Raw genomic sequence first — 18968 nt, 5'->3', positions numbered from 1 at the left:
ATGAGCAAGTAGCGAAAGCGGATTGCGAATGTCCGCTTTACTGGATGATAAAGAGGAAATGAATGAACAGAAAGATAGAAAAACAGATAAGAAAAAAGAGTAAGAATAATAGAGTATGTTTGAGCATTTTTGCATTTGTCATGCTGCTTTTTGTACCGTTTTTTGTTTATGCGTCGGAAACAAAAAGTGATGGGAATACAACTCAGGTAATAGAGGAAGAAAATAAAACCGTGAGAGTTGGCTATTTTCCATATGCCAATTTTCAGGAAGGCGGTTATGGGGAACATAAGCAGGGAGCCGGCTATGAGTATCTCCAGAAAATTTCTTATATAACCGGCTGGAAGTATGAATATGTCTATGGCTCATTTAAAGAGTGTCTGGATATGCTGGCAGATGGAGAAATAGATATACTTGGAAGTGTCAGTTACACACCGGAAAGAGCAGAATTTATAGATTACTCAACCTATGCCGCAGGAACAGAAAGATATTGGATCTATACCCGGGAAGATCATACAGATCTTACGGATGGTGATCCAAAGCAGATGAATGGCTGTCGTATTGGTGCAGCAGATGGAAGCTATCAGAAAGAACTTCTGGAAAAATGGCTGGACAGCAATCAGATCCAGGCAGAGGTGGTTGTTTGTAAAGGCTATGATGAAATGATAGAAAAACTGGATGCAGATGAACTGGATGCACTTGTGCTCCCAGTGCTGTCTGTCAACAGCGATTTTATTGCCATTGCCAATATTGGTGCAAGTGACTGTTATTTCGGTGTATCAAAATCCAGACCAGATCTGTTAAAGGAATTAAATTCTGCCATGGAAGAAATCAACAATACAGAAACGGACTACAGCAGCAAGCTGTATGCCCGTTATGAAGGAAAAGCGGTCATAAACTATGTACTCAACAAGGAAGAAAAACAATGGCTGGATGCACATGAAAATACGATCCGCGTGGGATATCTAAAGGATAATCTTCCTTTTTGTGGTGAAGAAAATGGGAAACTCACAGGAATCCTTGGAACTGTTCTGGATACTGTTCAGGAAAAATATAAAATTACGATCAAGGCAGTTCCATGTTCCACGGGAGTAGAGATGAATGAGGCATTGCAATCTGGCAAAATAGATATTGCCGGTCCTATCCTTCAGGATTTTTATACACAGGAACAGTTTCAAGTGGTTTTGACGGATGCAATCTTTGATATTACGCCGGTTGTTATTTACAAGGGAAAAGAATATAGCAGCAGTCTCTCTACGATCGCAGTGACAGAGACCTCACTGTATTCTGGATTGATGGTGTCCCTTCTTTTTCCGGATGCAGAAATCAAACAATATGATACACAGGAAGAATGCCTGGAGGCTGTAGCAAATGGAAAAGTGGGAGCAACTGTCGTTCCATCCTCAAAGATCAATATTCTTAATGAAAGTCCACTGACCCAAAGTCTGTCATTTGCAGAGATGGCAAAACGGCAGGAATTAGGAATGTTCACGACGAGAGAAAACAGAAGAGCAGCTACCATTATCAATAAAGCAATTGAGCAGTCATCCAATGTTTTAAATGGTGTTGTCCTTGCACAGAATTCTGTTTCAGAAAAGGAAATGACCTTGAAGGATATCCTTGCTGAGCATGCAGGCTTAGTTATCGGAGTTTCGTTTGTGATTATTTTTGTACTGCTTCTTCTGGTTTATTCTCTTTCCGTGAGTAGGAAAAAACAGATGGAAGCCCTGAAAGAAGCACAGAATGCAAATGCGGCGAATATTGCAAAAACGACATTCCTGAACCATATGTCTCATGATCTCAGGACACCAATGAATGCAATTGTTGGATTTACAGATATTGCCATGAAGAGGAAACCGGACAAAGAGGTGGAGAATTGTCTGAAAAAGATCAGGCAGAGTTCAGAATATCTGATGACACTGATCAACGATGTGTTGGATATCAGCCGCATTGAAAGTGGTAAACTGGAATATAAACCGGTACCGACAGATCTCAGGGATATGATAAATACTGTTTTGTCGATCGCAAAGGGATATATGGAAAATCGTGACCTTAATTTGTATGTTTCAAGAGAAAAACTAAAAACTCCTTATGTGATGGCAGATGAACTCAGAATCAGGGAAGTATTGCTCAACATTATCAGTAATGCAGTCAAATTTACAAAAGACGGAGGCACCATTTCATTCGCTGCAGAAAACGCTCCGGGTAATGATGAGAATCATATAATTGTACGCTATCGTATATCAGATACCGGAATTGGTATGAGTGAGGAGTTCCAGACCAGAATATTTGATGAGTTCAGTCAGGAAAATGGTGGGGCAAGAACCAGCTATAAGGGAGCCGGACTGGGAATGGCCATTGCCAAACAGTATGTAGATCTTATGGGTGGAAAAATTGAGGTCAGCAGCAGAAAGGGTATTGGCTCAACATTTACGGTAGAAATTCCCCTGCTTATAGCAGAACAGATACTGTCTGAAAAGGAAGAAAAGTTAAGGAAAGATATGGATTTACATGGTCTGCATGTCCTTTTGGCAGAGGACAATGATTTAAATGCAGAGATAGCAGCAGCTTTGCTGGAAGAACAAGGGATGATCGTAACTAGGACTGCCGATGGAAAATCTGCCCTGGCACAGTTTTGCAATACAGCTCCGGGGACCTTTGATCTGATTTTGATGGATATCATGATGCCAGAAATGAATGGCTATGAAACGACAAAAGCTATCAGAAATCTGTCGGAGCGTCCGGACGGAAAGGAGATCCCTATTATTGCAATGACAGCAAATGCATTTGCAGAGGATGTACAGGCTGCTTTGCATGCCGGAATGGATGACCATGTGGCGAAGCCGGTTGATATGAGGATTTTAATATCTGTCATCACAAAATATATAGAACGGTAATGTCAATGCTGCGTGGACTTCGGAAGTGGGAGAACAGTTCGATGTATATATCGGCTGTTCTTTTTTTATTTTTGGACGTTAAAACGGTAATGTTTTTCTTGTATATAGTAGAGCACTATAGTATAATAAAACCAGTTTTTTGTATACGTGTAAAAGCTATAATAAGGAAATCGGCAAACCAGATGAAAGTCTGGGACGCAAAGCTACAGGGCCTGTAAAATGGCAGCCAGTTGCATAAAATGAGGTGCACTGTCTGGTTGGCAGTGCTTTTTTTGAGGAATGATTTATCAACAGGAGATGATCTTCCCGATATTTGTACACAGACAGTTTATGATCCAAACATCAATGACATGAGTGGATTGATAAGCTGCTGTTGATGTTAGCGGAAGTTATAAAGCAACAAGAAAACTGCTGCAACTGTCATTCCATCTTCAAAGATTAATATTCTTAATGAAAGTTCGCTGACCAAAAGTATGTCATTTGATTCCCTGTAGGAAAGTAAATGAATATTATTTAAGGTTCGGGATAAATTGTGAAATGCAGACAAACAAGAAAAGTAAAAATATAATAGGTATTATACAGAGTTTCCTTATATTGATATTAGTAGTTCTTATTATTTTTATGATGATTCAGATTAGTAGGCTGCAGGGGACAGCACGCGTAATAAATTATGCAGGTCTGGTACGTGGAGCTACACAGCGTGAAGTAAAATTAGAAATTACAGGAAACCAAAATGAAGAATTAATTAAATATTTGGATGATATTCTTCTTGGATTGAGATATCAGGATGGACATTATGATCTGGTAAAACTCAATGACGAAGAATACCAGGAAAAATTGCAAATCCAGAGTGATTACTGGGATAAATTGAAAACAGAAATTGAAGCAGCAAGAAACAAGGGATACGAAAATACAGACATTGTTAATATGAGTGAAATATATTTTTCGATGGCAGATGAAACTGTCTCTTCCGCAGAAAGCTATTCAGAAAAGATCGCTGTAAAGATTCGTACTATAGAGCTTTTGTCGGCACTTGATATGTTGAGTCTGGTGATATTGGTTATTATGCAGACTCTAAGGGCAATGCAGATGGCAATGCAAAACAGACTGCTGGAACAGAAAGCATTCATAGATGCCCATACTGGGCTGCCAAATAAAAATGCCTGTAATGATCTTCTTAATAAAAAAGATATAATTACAGATCCTACAGCTTGCATAATGTTTGATTTAAATAATTTAAAAACTGTAAATGATACAATGGGACATTCCGCAGGAGATCAGTTAATAATAAATTTCGCAAAGCTTTTGCGCAGTGTTATTCCAGAAAAGGATTTTGTTGGAAGATATGGAGGAGATGAGTTTATAGCAGTCATTTATCATACAAGCGAGGCGAAAATTAAGGAAATATTAAAATCCTTGAACAGAGAAAAAGACAGATTAAATAGTTATGAAAATCAAATACCAATCGACTTTGCATGCGGATGGGCATTATCCTCCGATGATATGTCGTGTACAATGCAGATGTTATTGGATGCTGCAGATGCTAATATGTATAAAAATAAACAGATATGCAAGAAATATAATTAGCTTTCAGCTCAGAGTAGATAAAAGATAATAGACGCGATCAGACGAAATATTGTTTTGCGTAGAAACACTGGAAATCCTTGAAAACAAAGGATTCTTGGTATAAGATGAAACAAGTCAAAGCACGTTATTGCGTAATAAAAAAGAAAGCAATGTATTTATACTGTGAAGTCTGGAAAGTGTTGATTTTAAAGCATTTCTGGATGTGCGAGTTGATTTAGAAATATGATTTTGTGACATTTTTAGGACAAACGGTGGAAAAATCACGGATTTACAAAGACGAAGCATATTGATTTCATGATCGGCATATGCTATAATGCCAGTAGGCAAAAAAGATATGATGATGTTCCATGTGAACAAAGAACGAACCCCCGTATGTACCACCAATACATGCGAGGGTTCTTCTCTTTTTATTTCAGTGGTTGAGCATCCACTAGGCTATTCGTTGTCCTTGTTATGACTGTTTAACCATTTGCAAATGAGATGGCAAGTCACACCTGCCGCAACAGCCACCAAAAAAGATATGACGATGTTCCATGTGTTCACCTCCCCCCGTTGCCGGGTTTCGGTTGGACAACGCAGTCAGTATAACACAACTTAGAACAGAATGGAACATATAAAAATACCCGGTGCAAATTAATGTACCGGGTGTTTCTTTGGCTTTTTTGTCAATTCTTGATGTTTTTGTTTTAACCATTCTTCATACTGCTTTTGAGTTTGAATAGAAGAGTTATAGTCATTAGGGCAAGGAGAAACTTTCTTTCCCTTAATCAAATCTCTGTAATAGTAGGATTCTGTAACAAAATCATTGTAATCTTCGCCACGATTGCGGAGCATATCAACAATAGCTTTGTGTTCGATCTGGATAGGATTCTTTTTGCGTTTCCGGTCGTTATATTGCTTTTGAGCTTTTTTGTCAGCAGAACATTTAGGGCAAAAATTTACACGTTTACAGAATGAAATGAAAAAGCTTGAAAATGTAATGTAATAATCAGAGCCATTCCCTTTATTGGGCGTGGCTTTTTATTATGACAATTTTTGTGACAAATTTTGTGACAAACAAAAGAAAATAGACGCAACCAGACGAAACATTGTTTGGCGTAGAAACACCGGAAATCCTTGAAAATAAAGGATTTTTGCTATATGATGAAACAAGTTGAACTCTATCATTGCGTAATAAAAAAAAATCCTGTATAATACCAAACTGTAATATTGTATCATTCAGCGGACAGAGAAATACGCTGTGAATCATTAAAAGAAGTCAGGAGGACATAAGTACATGCGAGTCGATGCGGACGATTTTGCCCGACCTTGCAGCTGCGGGAGGGAGCACCACATAGACGTTAGAGAAATTGTAATTGAATCAGGAGCTATAGGGAAACTGGAAAAGGAAATGTCAGACGGTGATCTGAAAGAATGTATTTCCCCGCTTCTGATCTGTGACACGAACAGTTACAAAGCTACAGAGGAACTGATGGAGGATATCTACGACCGGTGTCAGGTACTGATCCTGGATGCTGAAGGTCTTGAGGCAGATGAGCGTGCCGTGGAGATCGTGGAGAATTATATGGAAGAGGACATCGATCTTGTTCTTGCAGTTGGAGCGGGGACGATCCATGATCTCAGCCGCTTTGTCGCCCATCAGTACCGGATCCCTTTTGTCTCTGTGCCCACCGCAGCCAGTTCAGACGGATTTACTTCCACAGTAGCAGACATGACCTGGAATGGTGTAAAAAAAGTATTTCAGGCATCTGCGCCACTTTTTGTTTTTGCGGATACGGATATTTTTGCTAAGGCGCCTGCAAGGCTTACAGCAGCCGGGGTGTCGGATATTCTGGGAAAATACATTGCGCTGGCAGACTGGAAGATAGCAAGTATTCTTATGGATGAATACTATTGTACAGCGGTGGTAGACCTGGAAACAAAAGCGATCCGGACTGTTAAGGATAATCTGAAAGAAATTGCAGCAGGAGAGAAAGATGCATGTGAGAAGCTGATGTATGCGCTGATCCTTTCCGGACTGGCCATGCAGATGACAGGAAACTCCAGACCGGCATCCGGGGCGGAGCACCATATGGTCCACCTCTGGGATATGGAAGTAGTCAATGGTCACCTGGATGCTCTTCACGGGGAGAAGGTTTCTGCAGCAACCATGCTGGTCCTTCTGGAATATAAAAAGCTTGCAGATGCTATCCGAAGAGGAGCCTGCAGAGTGCATGCCTTTACAGACGGAGACACAGAACTCCTGCAGGAGACCTTCGGCAGAAAAGGGATTCTTGGAGCACTTGAAAAAGAAAACACCCCGGAACTTCTGGACGATGTAAGCACAGAAACACTTTCCGGTGCACTTCCGGAAATCCTTAAGATCATAGATCTTCTTCCTGCAGTTACAGATATGCAGGAGATGATGAGTATCGTTGGCTGCGTGAGCAGAGTCCGGGATATCGGACTGCCGGGAAAAGCGATCGAGGAGAGTCTTAGACTTGCACCGTATACAAGAAGAAGGCTGAGCCTTCTGAGACTTCGGAAGATGCTCACATACTGAGCAGGAACAGCTCATAAAAGGTTCTTTTGACTTGACATAAATTTCAGGAAAGGCAGTGATGAACGGTTTGATGAGAGTAGGAATGGGATATGATGTACATAAACTGACAGAGGGCAGGAAACTGATCCTTGGTGGTGTTGATATTCCCTGGGAAAAAGGTCTTTTGGGCCATTCGGATGCAGATGTTCTGATCCATGCGATCATGGATGCACTTCTGGGAGCTGCGGCTCTTGGAGATATCGGAAAGCATTTTCCGGATACAGACCCTGCGTATAAGGGAATCTCCAGTGTGAAACTTCTGGTGCATGTTGCCGGATTACTGAAGGAGAATGACTATGTGATCGGAAATATCGATGCCACCATCATCGCTCAGAAACCGAAGATGGCACCACATATTCCGACGATGAGAGAAAATATCGCAGAAGCACTTGGGATTAAAATATCACAGCTGAATATCAAGGCGACCACAGAGGAAGGCCTTGGATTTACAGGACAGGGAGAGGGAATCTCCTCACAGGCGATCTGCTCCCTGTACAGAATCGGGAAATTGGAGGAAGAGTAACATGAAGATTTTTAACACACTGACACGCAGAAAAGAGGAATTTGTACCTCTGGAAGAAGGAAAAGTAAAAATGTATGTCTGCGGACCTACGGTATACAATCTGATCCATATCGGAAATGCCCGCCCTATGATCATTTTTGATACGGTGCGCAGATATATGGAATATAAAGGATATGAAGTAAATTATGTATCCAACTTTACCGATGTAGATGACAAGATCATCAAGAAGGCCATTGAAGAGGGCGTTTCCGCAGAGGAAATCTCTACCCGTTATATCAAAGAGTGCAAGAAGGATATGGCAGATATGAATGTAAAACCTGCTACAACTGCACCCCAGGCTACACAGGAGATCCAGGGCATGATCGACATGATCCAGACTCTTATTGATAAAGGATATGCATATCCGGCAGCTGACGGGACCGTTTATTTCCGTGTAAAGAAATTTAAAGAGTATGGCAAGCTTTCTCATAAGAATCTGGATGATCTCCAGTCAGGATTCCGTTCTCTTAAGGTATCCGGTGAGGATCAGAAGGAAGATCCGTTAGACTTCGTGCTTTGGAAACCAAAGAAAGAGGGCGAGCCGTCCTGGCCGTCACCGTGGTGCGACGGACGTCCTGGCTGGCATATTGAGTGCTCTGTTATGTCCAAGAAATATCTCGGAGAAGAGATTGATATCCACGCAGGCGGTGAGGATCTGATCTTCCCGCACCATGAGAATGAGATCGCACAGAGTGAGTGCTGCAATGGTAAAATTTTTGCAAGATACTGGATGCATAATGGTTTCCTGAACATCGACAACCGCAAGATGTCCAAATCTCTCGGAAATTTCCGTACCGTTCGTCAGATCGGTGAACAGTATGATCTTCAGGTTCTCCGTTTCTTTATGCTGAACGCACATTACAGAAGTCCGCTGAATTTCAGCGCAGATCTGATGGAGGCAGCAAAGAACTCTCTGGAGCGTATCCTTGAGGCGGCAGGCAAGCTCAGCGACCGTAGAGACAATGGGGCGGCAGAGAATATTACAGAGGAAGAGCTTGCGCTTCTCAAAGAGGCAGAAGGTTTTGTTACCAAATTTGAAGCGGCCATGGATGATGATTTTAATACAGCAGATGCGCTTGCGGCAATTTTTGAGCTTGTTAAATTTGCCAACACAAACGTAGATGAGAACAGCTCAAAAGAGTTTGCCGGTGGCCTTTATGAGGAACTTTTTAAGCTCAGTGATGTGCTGGGACTGAAAATCGAGAAAAAAGAAGAGATTCTTGACAAAGAAATCGAGAATCTGATCCAGGAGCGCCAGGCTGCAAGAAAGGCAAAGGATTTCAAGAGAGCAGATGAGATCCGTGATGAGCTCCTGAAAAAAGGTATCATCCTCAAAGATACAAGAGAAGGTGTGAAATGGCAGAGAGCTTAAAGAAACTTAAAGAGCTGTTTGATCTGAAAGACGCAGACCTTCGGACTTATTCGCCGCTGACGCTGGCCTATATCGGGGATGGTGTTTATGAGCTGGTGATCCGTACTATTCTTGTGAAAAAAGCAAACTGTCCGGTAAATCGTCTCCACAAAAAAGCCAGCAGCCTTGTAAAAGCATCTGCACAGTCGGGTATGATGGAGATCCTCGAACCACTTTTGACAGAAGAAGAAAAAAGTGTATATCGAAGAGGAAGGAATGCGCATTCCGCTACCATGGCCAAACATGCCACCATGGCGGATTACCGGCGTGCCACAGGGTTTGAGGCGCTGATGGGATATCTTTACCTGAAAGAGGATTTTTCAAGGATACTGGAGCTGGTCCATGCAGGACTTGAGAAGGAGGAAATTTAAATTGACTGAAATGATAGAAGGAAGAAATGCGGTCCTTGAGGCATTTCGTTCCGGTAAATGTGTTGATAAACTGTTTATTCTGGATGGCTGTCAGGACGGACCGGTCCGCACCATCGCAAGAGAAGCCAGAAAACATGATACCATTGTAAAATTTGTTCCAAAGGAACGATTGGATTCCATGAGCGAGACAGGTGCACATCAGGGTGTGATCGCACAGGTTGCGGCTTATGATTATTCTACAGTGGAAGATATCCTGAAAAAAGCAGAAGATAAGGGAGAGCCTCCGTTTATCATTCTTCTTGATAATATTGAGGATCCTCATAATCTGGGAGCTATCATCCGTACCGCAAATCTCGCAGGTGCTCATGGTGTGATCATTCCCAAACACAGAGCAGTAGGACTGACTGCTACGGTTGCCAAGACGTCGGCAGGCGCATTGAATTATACACCGGTTGCCAAGGTTGCTAATCTGGGACAGACTATTGATGAACTGAAAGAAAAAGGCATCTGGTTCGTATGTGCAGATATGGACGGAGAGGTGATGTACCGTCAGAATCTGACAGGACCTATTGGCCTTGTGATCGGAAATGAGGGAAATGGTGTAAGCCGCCTTGTAAAAGAGAAATGTGATTTTACTACCGCGATCCCGATGAAGGGGGATATCGATTCCCTTAACGCTTCTGTAGCAGCAGGGGTGCTTGCTTTTGAGATCGTGAGACAGAGACTGTCAAAATAAATACATCAAATACAGCCATAGCTGTTCGGAGAAAAAATGTGCCGATATAATGAGATGACGGATGAAGCTCTTATCGAAAGACTTCGTGCAGGGGAATCTGCAATTGCAGATTATCTGATGGAAAAGTATAAAGGTCTGGTCAGAAAAAAGGCCCGTGCCATGTTTCTGATAGGTGGGGACACAGATGATCTGATACAGGAGGGGATGATCGGACTGTTTAAGGCAGTCCGTGATTACCAGCCAGACAGGGAGTCGTCTTTTCAGTCTTTTGCAAATATATGTATTGACAGACAGATATATACTGCAATTAAAAGTTCAAACCGCCAGAAACATCAGCCACTGAACACTTATGTGTCTTTAAGCGACGGAGAGGCGGAGGAAAACTTCAGAGATTCCTGTGTGGAGCATGATAATCCGGAATCGATCCTGATCGACCGGGAAAATGTGGCGGCTCTCGAAAATGAAATGAAAAAGAGCCTGAGCCCTCTGGAAAACAGGGTACTGCAGTTGTATCTGGATGGAAATGGATATATGGATATTGCCCGGATCCTTGGAAAAACACCGAAATCCATTGATAATGCACTGCAGAGGATCCGTGGGAAAATTAAAAGCTATTTTTGAGAAGAGTAAATACCTCTTTCCTTTTGAATATAAAAGTATTAAAATAATATTCATAAGGAGCAGAATAAGAAAGGAGACCAAATTATGGCAAAGATCAATAAATATTGGGGACTTGTTGCAGTAGGAGCGCTTACCGCTGCCGCAGCAGGAGCTATCGCAGCACTTGTATCCAGACGATCCGTATGCGAAGAAGACTTTGAGGATGATTTCGAAGATCTTGATGATTTCAAGGATGACGAGAAGAAGGAAGAAAAAGAAGAGAAAGAAGTCTTCCAGGACTGGGACAAGACTGCATCTGAGACTGTAGAAGTTTCCAAAGAGGCAGAGGATGCTGAAGAGGCACCAACAGAAGCAGAAGAGGAAACATCTGCAGATGATGAATCGGAGGCCGAAGCGGAAGAAGAGACAGAAGCAGAAGAGACAAAGACAGAAGAGTAAAAAGAGAATCCTGCGTGCTGTGTCTGCGAGCGACAGCACACAGGATTTTTTGTGCTATAATCATGAAAATATGAATTTTTAAAAAAATAAAAATAATGTATTGACAATATGACAATCATCTGATAATATAAACAACTGTGAGCGGCACAAACGTCGCGAAACAAGCTGCTGTGGCTCAGTCGGTAGAGCGTCGCCTTGGTAAGGCGGAGGTCACGGGTTCGATTCCCGTCAGCAGCTTTTTTTGTGTCTAAAAACAGACAATTTTTTGTTTAGATACAGGTTTTGCGGGTTTCAAAAATTCCGGATTTATGATAAGATAAAACATCAGGATGATATTTAGGAGGGAAAGCAATGGAGAACGAAACAGTTTCCAAAAACTTTATTGAAAATATTATAGACAAAGATCTTGAAGAAGGCGTTTATGACACCGTGCATACACGTTTCCCACCGGAACCTAACGGCTATCTTCATATCGGACATGCGAAATCCATTCTTTTAAATTATGGACTGGCTCAGAAATACAACGGAAAATTCAATCTCCGTTTTGATGATACCAACCCTACAAAGGAGAAATCCGAATTTGTAGAGTCCATCAAGGCTGACGTGAAATGGCTTGGTGCAGACTGGGAAGACAGACTTTTCTTTGCATCTGATTATTTTGATCAGATGTATGAGGCAGCAGTGAAGCTTATTAAGAAAGGCAAGGCCTTTGTCTGCGACCTGACTGCAGACCAGATTCGTGAGTACCGAGGAACTCTTACAGAGCCAGGTAAAGAGAGCCCGTACAGAAACCGTACTGTAGAAGAGAATCTTCAGCTTTTTGAAGAGATGCGTGAGGGCAAATACGGAGATGGAGAGAAGGTTCTCCGTGCCAAGATCGATATGGCATCACCGAATATGAACATGCGTGACCCGGTCATTTACCGTGTAGCCCGCATGACACATCACAATACAGGAGATAAATGGTGCATCTATCCGATGTACGACTTCGCTCATCCGATCGAGGATGCCATTGAGGGTGTGACACATTCTATCTGTACTCTGGAGTTTGAGGACCACAGACCACTTTATGACTGGGTGGTAAAGGAACTGGAATATCCGCACCCACCGAAGCAGATCGAGTTTGCAAAGCTGTACTTGACCAACGTTGTTACAGGTAAACGTTATATCAAGAAGCTTGTTGAGGACGGCATCGTAGATGGATGGGATGATCCGAGACTAGTATCCATCGCCGCACTTCGCCGCCGTGGATTTACACCGGAGTCTATCCGTAAATTTGTAGAACTCTGTGGTGTTTCAAAGGCGAACAGTTCTGTAGATTATGCAATGCTCGAGTACTGCATCCGTGAGGATCTGAAGCTGAAACGTCCGCGTATGATGGCGATTCTTGATCCGATCAAGCTCGTGATCGATAACTATCCGGAAGGACAGGTTGAGTATCTTGAAGCTCCGAATAATATGGAGAATGAGGAACTTGGAACCAGAAAGATCCCGTTCAGTGGAGAACTTTATATTGAACGTGATGATTTTATGGCAGAGCCTCCTAAGAAATACAAACGTCTCTATATTGGAAATGAAGTTCGTCTTATGAATGCATATTTTGTAACCTGCACAGGTTATGAGGCAGATGACGACGGAACGATCCGTGTAGTCCACTGTACCTATGACCCGGAGACCAAGGGCGGAAATGCACCGGACGGACGTAAGGTAAAAGGAACGATCCACTGGGTGGAAGCATCCAATGCAGGTAAAGTTGAGGTAAGACTTTACGAGAATATCGTAGATGAAGAAAAAGGTGTTTACAATAAAGAAGATGGTTCTCTTAATGTAAATCCGAATTCTCTTACAGTAACAAGTGCTTATGTAGAGCCGGAGCTTCTGAAAGCAAAAGGTTATGACAGCTATCAGTTTGTGCGTAACGGTTTCTTCTGCGCAGATATCCATGACTCCAGGGAGGGAGCACCGGTATTTAACCGCATTGTATCTCTGAAGAGCTCTTTCAAATTACCGAAAGCATAAAAACTGTCAAAAAGAATACGAAACATATGACAGCAGTACACCGTGAACAGGTATCAGGGTGTACTGCTTGTTTTGTTTTATCGTCATCAGGAATAAATGGATAAGTACAAAATGCTCCTGCAACGATTTCGGTTGCGCCCATTTACAGAAACGGTTATACTGATAACACAGGAAAGAGAGGAATTACACATGAAGAAAATCGTGCTTGCTTCCGCATCTCCCAGGAGGCGGGAACTTTTAAGCCAGGTAGGAGTCGCCTTTGAAGTGAAGCCTGCCAGCGGGGAAGAACGGATCACCAGTGCAGAGCCTGCGAAAGTGGTGGAGGAACTTTCTCGTCAGAAAGCTATGTTTACGGCATACGCGCTGGAGGAAGAGGAGAACCGAGATCTGAGAGATGTGGTTGTGATCGGTGCAGATACCGTTGTATCTTATGAGGGTAAGATTTTAGGTAAACCGGCAGATGAGACAGCTGCAATAGAGATGCTCGCTATGCTGCAGGGGAATACACATCAGGTATATACCGGTGTAACTTTGCTGATAAGAGAAAAAGGGAGATGGAAAGCTCATACCTTCCATGAGTGCACAGATGTGAGCTTTTATCCGGTGACAGAGGAAGAAATAAAGGAATATGTAAACAGCAAAGACCCAATGGACAAAGCCGGAAGCTATGGGATCCAGGGCGCCTGGGGAGCCTATGTGAAGGGAATCCGTGGTGATTATAACAACGTGGTGGGACTGCCTGTGGCAAGACTGATCTATGAGACAAAAAAACTGGGAATGAACCTGAGAGGATGAAAGACAAAATGATAAAAGCTTGTATATTTGATCTGGATGGAACAATTGCGGATACACTGGAATCTATGGCATATGTGGCGAATGAGATCATGGAAAAGTTTTCCCTGAAACCACAGCCGGCAGATAATTTTCGTTATTACAGCGGTGAAGGTGCAGATATGCTGATCAGAAGATGCCTGATCGATGCAGGAGATCCGGAGCTGGTACACTACGAAGAAGTCAGGGAACTTTATCGCAGGAAATTTGATGAAGATCCGCTGTATAAAGTTGTGCCATATAAAGATATGCCGGAAACCCTTCAGAAGCTGAAACGTGCAGGCCTTAAGATGGCTGTATGCTCCAATAAGCCTCATGTTGCGGCGCAGAAAGTGGTAAAGGCGATCTATGGAGATCTGTTTGATGAGGTGATGGGACAGCAGGAAGGGATCCGCAGAAAGCCGGCGCCGGATGGTCCGCTGAAGATTGCAGAAGATTTCGGCGTAAAGCCGGAAGAATGTATGTATATCGGAGATACAAAGACAGATATGCAGACAGGAAGTGCTGCCGGAATGTATACCGTTGGTGCACTATGGGGATTCCGTGACAGAGAAGAGCTTGAAAATAACGGTGCAGATATTGTAGCAGCTGTACCTGGTGATCTGTTTACTATTTATGAGGAGAAGCAGCATGATTAAGATGGTTGCCAGTGATCTGGATGGAACGCTGCTTATCGGTGGAAGACAGACGCTGCCGGAAGAGATCTTTCCGCTGGTAAAGGAACTGAAAAACATGGGAATCCTCTTTGTGGCAGCCAGTGGCAGACAGTATGCCAATATGAGGAATCTTTTTGCGCCGGTAAAGGACGAGATGGCATTTATCAGCGAAAATGGTGGGCTTGCTGTTCAGAATGAGAAGCTTCTGTACTGTGACAGCTTTGATAAGGCACTGGTCAGTGAGATCATTCAGGCGATATGGGAAAAGCCCGGAGCGGAATTTTCCTGTTCTACAAAGGATTTTTATTATATCATGCCCAAGACAGAACATTATCGCCATCTGATGATCGAAGAAGTAAAAAATCAGTGTAAGATCATAAAGAGTTTTGATGAGATCATAGAGCCTTGTATGAAGGTTGCAGTTTATGAGAGAGAAGGAATGACGGAGGAATCCATCCGGTACTGGAGAGAACGGTTCAAAGACAGATGTACTGTTGTGACATCCGGATTTGCGTGGGTGGATTTTGTTCCATTTACCACGAACAAAGCAAAAGGGATCCGTAAATACCAGGAACTTTTGGGAATCGGACCGGATGAATGCATGGCGTTCGGGGATGAATACAATGATATTGAAATGATGAAATCTGTAAAATACAGCTTTGCCATGAAGCATGCGAAGCCAGGGGTAAAGGCGGCGGCTTTCTATGAGACAGAGAAGGTGGAACCAGTACTTCGCAGACTGATCGCGGCGGGCGGAGATATAAAGGAGGTACTTTAATATGTACAAGAAAGAATATGTCCAGACATTTCTGGAAAAACAGGGTCAGCTTTTTGATGAGCCGGTAGCAGAGGATTTTGAGGAGGCAGAGGAATTTCTAGAGGATTGCATGGCAGTTGTGCTGGATTCCCTGAAGGATGTTAAAAAATATCTGGATGGAATGGGCGCAGATGTGGAGGGGATTTCCCTGAAGGAGCTGGAAGAAGAAAGCGAAGTATTTAAACTCCCGGACGGAAAATATATGATCGTAGAAGGCTGACGGAAAGCAGGGATTACACCTCTGAAAATTAAATATGATAAACTTGCATCAGCAAAAAGAAAGCCCTGCGTAGAAAGGGTAAATGTGGGGAAAATAAAATGATGTAAAGGAGGATGGGATATGAAAAAAAGCAGAGTGCTGGCAGTCGTCATGGCTGTGCTTATGATGGTAACGCTGCTTCCATCGATGGTATTTGCCACTGCAGTTCCATCTGGAACTCTTGATGGAAAGTTGAAGGTCAAAGGAACACTTGCGATCGGGTCTACTTTAAGTGCAGATTACTCAAAGGTCAAGCCGGAGGGGATCACAGATGATAATGTGAGTTTTTCCTGGTCATTAAAGGACGGAGACCTTCTTACAGAGGTAGGAACTGACAAGACTTATAAAATCGATGAAAAAGATCTGGGTCTTCCGATCATTCTGAAGATCACCGGAAAAGAAGAGACGGGAGTCAGTGGTGAGCTTACGGTGACGACCCAGGAGGTTTCCGAAACAGAGGAGGAAGCCAAAGCACTGGCAGAAAAGAAAAAGGAAGAAGCCAAAGCAGCAGGAGAAGATCCGGATGCGGAGGAAAGTGAAGCTTCGGAGTCTTCAGAGAACACGCCGGATACAGAAGCTGGAACGTCAGAGGAGCCTGATAGTGCTCAGCCTGAGGAAACCATAGAGCCGGCAGAAGAAACGGAGTCTGCGGATGTGCAGGAGAATACAGATGCACAGGAACCTGCAGATACCCAGGAGCCTGCTGAAAACTCTGTTATAGAAGTAAACGGAGAACAGTCAGGGCCTCAGAATACCGATGAGGCAGATACATCTGGAGATAGTCAGACAGAGACACCGGATTCCGTAGATACAGCAGCAGACGCTTCCGAAAAAAATGAGGAACCGACATATTCGGCATCTGCATACACGGAAGATGGAAGTGGAATTCTGGATTTTGGTTCCGTGGAAGAAGGATATACGGAAATTCCGGAAGCACAGATGGTTACTATCAAAAATAACGGAACCGGAGATCTTAATTTTAAAGAGATCGCCCCGGAGAATTTCATGGCTGCAGATATTGATGATGCGCCATTAAAGAGTGGTGAAAGTGTTACTGTGTGGGTAAAACCACGAGAAGGTCTGAAGGCTGGAGAATACAAAGATCTGATCACGTATCAGACAGAAGAAGGTGCCGATGTCTTCTTTGAAGCGGACTTTACAGTAAAAGAACCGGAAAATAAAAAAGTCGAAGATAATGAAAATAATGAGCAGACAGATCCCGGGGAAACATCGGACCCTGCAACGGAAAAAATATACAAGCTAACTGCGAATCCGACAGAACTGCCTTTTGATGATCTGACTGCCGGTTATGAAAAGGTAGAAACAACAAGTACAGTCACGATCAAAAACGAAGGTACAGAAGCTGTGACGTTAGTACAGCCTGAGTCGGAGTTTTTTGATATTGCGCCGGTCAGTGAAGTGGAGAGCAGCGGAAATATCCAGTTGGCGCAGGGAGGAGAGCAGACCTTTACCGTACAGCCTAAACTTGGACTCTCTGCAAAAGATGATCCATACGTGGAAGAACTTGTATTTGCTTCTGATGAAAGCACTGAAGCATCTGCTACAGTGACGGCTTCGGTTATGGTAAAGACAGAAACACCAAAAACAGTTACTGCAACAGTGAAACCGGAAGGTCCTCTGTCTTTTGGAACACTGGAACAGGGCTATGAGACCGCGCCGGATGCACAGCCTGTAACCGTAGAGAATACAGGTACAGAGGCTATCCGGATCCAGCTTTCTGCTCCGGAGGATTATGAGGTGGGAGAGCCTTCTGCGGAAGTGCTCAATCCCGGAGATGAGGCGGCAACCTTTACCGTACAGCCCAAGACCGGTCTTCAGGCCGGAGATCACAGCGGTACGATTTCTGTGACAGATCAGAATACCGGAAACACACTGGCTGAAGTCCGGCTGGAATTTACAGTTTCGGAGCCGGAACCGGAACCCAATCCAGGTCTTTCGGTAACAGACAGTCTGGAGTTTGGAACCAAAGAAGAAGGCTATAAGGAACTTCCTGATGAGCAGACAGTTACAGTTACCAACACCGGAAATACAAAGATCGTTCTGAAACAGCCATCATCAAATGCATATACAATTGGTACACTTTCTGCCACAGAGCTGGAAGCAGGAGATAATGCAACCTTTAGCGTACAGCCGGTCAGCGGACTTTCACAGGGGGAATATCTGGAAGACATTGTGATCGCCAATGATGCAAATGTGGAAGCTTATGTAAATGTCCATTTCAGCGTTACAAAGAAAAAAGCAGATAACGGTGAAAAAGCGAATAACCTTACAGGCATCAAAAAACCATCCGATATCAAAGATCTTCCTAATGGAACCCAGAAAACCCAGAAAGCCCTGAAGCTTCCGGGAACAGTAAAGATCACTACAACAAAGGGAGAGCAGAAGGCATCGGTTAAATGGGATGTTAAGGGGTCTTCTTATGATCCGTCTTCTGCAGAACGTCAGATATTTAATGTAAAAGGTACTGTCATTCTTCCGGAGGGGGTTAAGAATCCCAACAAGATCAGTACAGTGATCGCAGTAAGTATTACAGTAAATGGATATCAGGGCACGGAAGCCGCTGCATCGGACAATAAGATCACAGGAATTGATTCCAATGGCAAGTATGATACCAATACAAAGATCACCTTTACAGCAGCTGGTGCAGGGATGGATAATACAAACCCGCGTAAGGGAGATACCAGATATCAGCCGAAGAGCTGGAAGATCACAGAGACCCGTACCTGGGATGGAGAGCCTTATACTGCAACATTCCGTGTCAGCAAGCCGGGAAAATATACTCTGAAAGTTACCTTTGGACAGCAGAAATATGACGGCTCCAGCTGGAAGGATACCGGTACACAGTCAGAAAGTACGGTTACTTTTACGGTATCACAGGCAGCAGTTCTTACTGCGACTCCGAGCCCGGCAGTGACACAGACAAATCAGAAATCTGCAGTGCAGACGGGAGACAGTACACCGATCATGACATTTGTGATCATTTTGATCGTGGCTGTGGTATGCATTGGAGGAATTCTTGTATATCGTAAAAAGAAAAAATAAGAACAGAATGTAGAAGATTGTTTTACAGCACCCTCCGTACAAAAAAATGTACGGAGGGATTTTTTTGCACATAGAGATCCGTTTTACATGCTGTTACTAGCACTCTGTAATGATGAGTGCTA

General features: G+C 43.2%; 15 protein-coding genes, 1 tRNA gene and 1 riboswitch. All 16 genes read left to right on the top strand.

Features of this window, described 5'->3' with window-relative positions; all coding sequences use genetic code 11:
• Positions 1–62: 62 nt before the first annotated feature.
• The 16 genes from CCC70_RS10305 (at position 63) to CCC70_RS10230 (ending at position 18846) form a co-directional block, all read left to right on the top strand.
• On the top strand, positions 63–2894 hold the full coding sequence (locus tag CCC70_RS10305; protein WP_287084796.1) for a response regulator: 2832 nt from the start codon (positions 63–65) through the stop codon (positions 2892–2894).
• Positions 2895–3056: 162 nt separating this feature from the next.
• Positions 3057–3132: riboswitch (cyclic di-GMP riboswitch) on the top strand.
• A 299-nt stretch (positions 3133–3431) separates the two neighbouring features.
• Entirely contained in the window at positions 3432–4481 is a 1050-nt protein-coding gene (locus tag CCC70_RS10300; RefSeq protein WP_270391551.1) for a GGDEF domain-containing protein, read from the top strand.
• Between the two features lie 1276 nt (positions 4482–5757).
• Positions 5758–7023, top strand: a complete 1266-nt coding sequence (locus CCC70_RS10295) for a sn-glycerol-1-phosphate dehydrogenase (RefSeq protein WP_173775671.1) — start codon at positions 5758–5760, stop codon at positions 7021–7023.
• Between the two features lie 70 nt (positions 7024–7093).
• A complete protein-coding gene (gene ispF, locus CCC70_RS10290; protein ID WP_287084846.1) occupies positions 7094–7585 on the top strand; it encodes a 2-C-methyl-D-erythritol 2,4-cyclodiphosphate synthase in 492 nt (163 codons plus the stop codon).
• A 1-nt stretch (position 7586) separates the two neighbouring features.
• Positions 7587–8996: a cysteine--tRNA ligase gene (gene cysS, locus CCC70_RS10285; protein WP_287084795.1), complete on the top strand. Its 1410-nt coding sequence runs from the start codon at positions 7587–7589 to the stop codon at positions 8994–8996.
• Complete coding sequence (locus CCC70_RS10280) at positions 8981–9406, top strand: Mini-ribonuclease 3 (protein WP_021650980.1); 426 nt, start codon at positions 8981–8983, stop codon at positions 9404–9406. The genes cysS and CCC70_RS10280 overlap by 16 nt, the downstream gene beginning before the upstream one ends.
• Before the next feature lie 10 nt (positions 9407–9416).
• The gene (gene rlmB / locus CCC70_RS10275) at positions 9417–10142 is read left to right on the top strand and encodes a 23S rRNA (guanosine(2251)-2'-O)-methyltransferase RlmB (RefSeq protein WP_227573913.1); all 726 of its coding nucleotides are present in this window, start codon (positions 9417–9419) and stop codon (positions 10140–10142) included.
• 36 nt (positions 10143–10178) lie between these two features.
• Positions 10179–10763: an RNA polymerase sporulation sigma factor SigH gene (gene sigH / locus CCC70_RS10270; RefSeq protein WP_022426224.1), complete on the top strand. Its 585-nt coding sequence runs from the start codon at positions 10179–10181 to the stop codon at positions 10761–10763.
• Positions 10764–10847: 84 nt separating this feature from the next.
• Positions 10848–11201, top strand: a complete 354-nt coding sequence (locus CCC70_RS10265) for a hypothetical protein (RefSeq protein WP_287084794.1) — start codon at positions 10848–10850, stop codon at positions 11199–11201.
• A 164-nt stretch (positions 11202–11365) separates the two neighbouring features.
• Positions 11366–11438: transfer RNA gene (locus tag CCC70_RS10260), tRNA-Thr, on the top strand.
• Between the two features lie 114 nt (positions 11439–11552).
• Positions 11553–13220 carry a glutamine--tRNA ligase/YqeY domain fusion protein gene (locus tag CCC70_RS10255; RefSeq protein WP_015525883.1) on the top strand — a complete coding sequence of 556 codons (1668 nt, stop codon included), beginning with the start codon at positions 11553–11555 and terminating at the stop codon, positions 13218–13220.
• A gap of 189 nt (positions 13221–13409) precedes the next feature.
• The gene (locus CCC70_RS10250) at positions 13410–14015 is read left to right on the top strand and encodes a Maf family protein (RefSeq protein ID WP_022426223.1); all 606 of its coding nucleotides are present in this window, start codon (positions 13410–13412) and stop codon (positions 14013–14015) included.
• Between the two features lie 8 nt (positions 14016–14023).
• Positions 14024–14689, top strand: a complete 666-nt coding sequence (locus CCC70_RS10245) for an HAD family hydrolase (protein ID WP_270391559.1) — start codon at positions 14024–14026, stop codon at positions 14687–14689.
• The gene (locus CCC70_RS10240) at positions 14682–15485 is read left to right on the top strand and encodes an HAD family hydrolase (protein ID WP_287084793.1); all 804 of its coding nucleotides are present in this window, start codon (positions 14682–14684) and stop codon (positions 15483–15485) included. The genes CCC70_RS10245 and CCC70_RS10240 overlap by 8 nt, the downstream gene beginning before the upstream one ends.
• A gap of 1 nt (position 15486) precedes the next feature.
• Complete coding sequence (locus CCC70_RS10235; RefSeq protein WP_015525887.1) at positions 15487–15744, top strand: hypothetical protein; 258 nt, start codon at positions 15487–15489, stop codon at positions 15742–15744.
• 120 nt (positions 15745–15864) lie between these two features.
• Complete coding sequence (locus CCC70_RS10230; RefSeq protein WP_287084792.1) at positions 15865–18846, top strand: choice-of-anchor D domain-containing protein; 2982 nt, start codon at positions 15865–15867, stop codon at positions 18844–18846.
• Positions 18847–18968 lie beyond the last annotated feature (122 nt).

This window comes from Blautia sp. LMAG:89, assembly GCF_008679485.1.
In the GTDB taxonomy this organism is placed as follows: domain Bacteria; phylum Bacillota; class Clostridia; order Lachnospirales; family Lachnospiraceae; genus Blautia_A; species Blautia_A fusiformis.
Note: the sequence above shows the minus strand (reverse complement) of the source record. Positions and strands in the feature narration are given on the sequence as shown.